At 62.3% G+C, this 2,952-nt stretch carries 3 protein-coding genes; all 3 read right to left on the reverse strand.

What is annotated here, in order from left to right; translation table 11 throughout:
• Positions 1-418: 418 nt before the first annotated feature.
• The 3 genes from ACR80Q_RS18180 to ACR80Q_RS18190 are packed head-to-tail and all read right to left on the reverse strand — an operon-like array spanning position 419 to position 2,359.
• Complete coding sequence (locus ACR80Q_RS18180; RefSeq protein ID WP_435379065.1) at positions 419-940, reverse strand: Pycsar system effector family protein; 522 nt, start codon at positions 938-940, stop codon at positions 419-421.
• Complete coding sequence (locus tag ACR80Q_RS18185; RefSeq protein ID WP_435379066.1) at positions 937-1,644, reverse strand: adenylate/guanylate cyclase domain-containing protein; 708 nt, start codon at positions 1,642-1,644, stop codon at positions 937-939. Before ACR80Q_RS18185 ends, ACR80Q_RS18180 begins: the two co-directional genes overlap by 4 nt.
• Before the next feature lie 10 nt (positions 1,645-1,654).
• Complete coding sequence (locus ACR80Q_RS18190) at positions 1,655-2,359, reverse strand: adenylate/guanylate cyclase domain-containing protein (protein WP_435379067.1); 705 nt, start codon at positions 2,357-2,359, stop codon at positions 1,655-1,657.
• Positions 2,360-2,952: the final 593 nt, after the last annotated feature.

Here is a 2,952-nt window from a genome sequence, read left to right on the forward strand (position 1 = left end):
CCGCGATCAGAGGGGGGGCGGCCTCGTCTACGACGACGTGGTCACCGTTCTGGGCTCGTACACCACCCCGCTGGACTCCACTCCGTGTTGCGCTGTCGCGAGGCCGCCCGTGCAGTCCGCACTGAGTCCGCAAACGAGTCCGATGTGGCCACATCTCTCGGGTGGTGTTGGGCGGTATCCGCGCAGGTCAGAGGCGGGAATGGTTGTAGAGGCTTCCACGGGATTGACCTCATAACCTGTCGGTCGTGGGGTTCGAGCCCCACCTGCCGCACCGGACGCCGTTCTTGGTCTGACGGGTAAGAGTCCGGGATGCCCGTACGTCGGGGGCTCAGATCAGGACTATCTACCGGGGCGGAGGGGGCTTGGGGTCTCCCCGCTCGTTGCCGTCCCCGGACGGGGCCAGCGCACACCCTCGAACCTACGTCGTACTGCTGACCACGGGGGTGGCGAACGCGTAGGCCATGACAAGGAACAGGACGCCGACCCCGCCCAGCATCATCGCCCAGGCCACCGCCTGGTGCTTGAACCAAGCAATCTTGCTGATCCGCACCAGTTGACGGCTCAGCACGGGAAGCGGGTCCTGATGGCGCAGGGCGTCCTCGAGCTCGCTGGCCTTACGAAACGTGAGGTGTCCAAAGAAGATGAAGTTGTCAGGGGCCTCTGTTTCGACTGCCTCACGCCGGGTCTGGGGGTAGACAGCACAGGCAGCGGCCACCACGGACATGAGCATTGAGATCAAGCCCAGGCTGTACGTGACCACTTCGGCGCCCTCGTTGATGTTGCCAAAGCGCCTGTCGCCGGCACTGAGCGCCACCACGCCAGCGATGACCGCTGAGGCGATCGTCAACGTGAAGGACGCCTTGGTCTCAGCACGGGCAGTCCAGTCCAAGACGGTGCTGTGGATACGCCAGGCGGTGTCTAGGGGGTCGTGGGTGCTCACGGCGACCAGCGCCAATTCGAACCGTAGTACGTGACTGCTTTTCCGCCGAACGAGGTTGTGCCTAGCTGGGTCCACATGTCAGTCTTGGCCTTGCCGCCCAACTTGGCGCTCTCGTGAAGCAGACGGTACACAGCAGCAGAGATGAGCACCCGTTTTCCGCTTGTGCGCACGCCGCTGAGTTTTGCAGCTATGTTGGGAGCTGACCCCACTGAGACAAGGTCGTTATCACCGCGAACGCCGCCACGCACGATCATGGCCTTGCCAGTGTCTATGCCCACCCCGTGATCGCACTTCCAAGACAGGGAGGACCACTTCGCGTCCAGTGTCGGTTGAATGAGGTTGTCGATAGCCCAGTTGATCTGCAAGCCGGCCTTGGCTGCCGCGGTGTTCTTGCTGGCTCCGATGAAGATGGCCATCACCCGGTCACCATCGAAGCTCCGAATTTCTCCACCGTTCGCCTTTAGAATCCTGGTTGCTGTGCTGAGGTAGACCCTGATGATTTTTGCCGCTGCCCAGTCCTTAGTCGACTGAGCGAGTTTGGTGGATCCAGCGAGGTCAGCATAGACGTAGGTCGCGTCAACATCCTTAGCGCCGTTCTTGAGGACGACGCCGTCCGTCGCTGGGACCGTCGTGGCGTCCTGCCTGTTCCACTCAGCAGCCAGTAGATCGTTCACCGATGTCTCGAGCTCGTCCTTCAGACTCACGGATTCCCCCTCATGCTGGCTTCCGCCACTTTTCGGTTTTCCAAAGATTCACGACTGCATCGCCCACTACCTGTTCGCCCACGGACCTCCAGATCCAGTCCCCGTCGACCTGGCAGTCGCTATAGCTCAAGGGATTGAGGACTCGCGACGTGACGTACGTGCAGTACGGGAAGTCCCGCTTGTCGCTCAACTTTGCGGCCAGGTTGGGGGCCAGACCAATCGACACCAGGTCGTTGTCCAAGCGCACGCCACCGCGCGTGAGCAGCGCCTGCCCGCGGTCGATACCCGTGCAGTGCCGAGTCTTCCAGACCGCCGCCACGTCCGGCAGGGACTTCTCGATGAACATGTCCATCAAGATGTTGACGGCGTAGTCGAGGTTCAGGGCCGCTCTGACGGCCTCACCGCACTGATCCTTGCCGACGAAGATCCCCATGACCCGGTCACCGTCGAAGCTGCGGATGGCGCCGCCGTTGGCCTTGATGCACGAGCTGGCGTAGGACAGGAACATCCTGATGACCTTCCCGGCGTCCTCAGCGGTGCATGCCTGAGCCAGCTTGGTCGAGTCTCCCAGGTCGGCGTAGAGGTACGTCGCGTCCAGGTAGACGCCCTCGTTCTTCGCGAGAGCGAGGTCCGTGGACTCGGGCACAGTCCAACCCGCCCGCGTCTTCCACGGCTGGGTTGCGATCTCGATTCCCCTGCTGAGCAGGTCGTCCATCAGTGCCACGTACGTCCCTCCATCGGCTGTACAGCACGCTACCGCGCACCCCGGACAGGCAACGCTGGAGCGCTCATTCCTGTGGAAAAGCACTTACCCGCGGCAGACTGTTGCATTGACTGGAGAATGCGCTCAATTGAATTCAGCATGAGAACGCGGACAGCCTCTTGGGGCAGGTGAACGCTACAAGGTCGGCATCGCGGGAGACGTTCGAAGCCGTATCTGACGACGTCCGCTCGCCCCAGTTGAGTCCGAGCAATCTTGTGCTGGGTGCGAGTTGAATGGCCACATCCTGCCCTGGTGGTAGGGGGTATCCGATCAGTCAGAGGCGGACTTGGGGGCTCAGGCGGTGGCTCGGATCTACCTTATGGTCCGTGTGTCAGGGAGCCGGCAATCTTTTTGTCGTCTGCTCCCGGTCGAGGGGCCTAGGCAGTGTCGTCGGGGGAGCTCTCGCTGATCGGCGGTAGCGGCTCCGAGGTCGTCGCCCGGCATGAACCCTCAGCACGCGGCTCGCTCGTGCTCATCAGTGCGGTGAGTTGCGGCAGCAACGTCTCCGTGATGGCTTCTGCGCTTAGCCCGGATCTTTCGTGGTC

It is taken from the genome of Aquipuribacter aurantiacus, assembly GCF_051216895.1.
GTDB lineage: Bacteria > Actinomycetota > Actinomycetes > Actinomycetales > JBBAYJ01 > Aquipuribacter.

Coding starts and splice junctions, on each gene's coding strand:
- ACR80Q_RS18190 (WP_435379067.1), bottom strand. CDS start 2,359: ATGGACGACCTGCTCAGCAGGGGAATCGAGATCGCAACCCAGCCGTGG.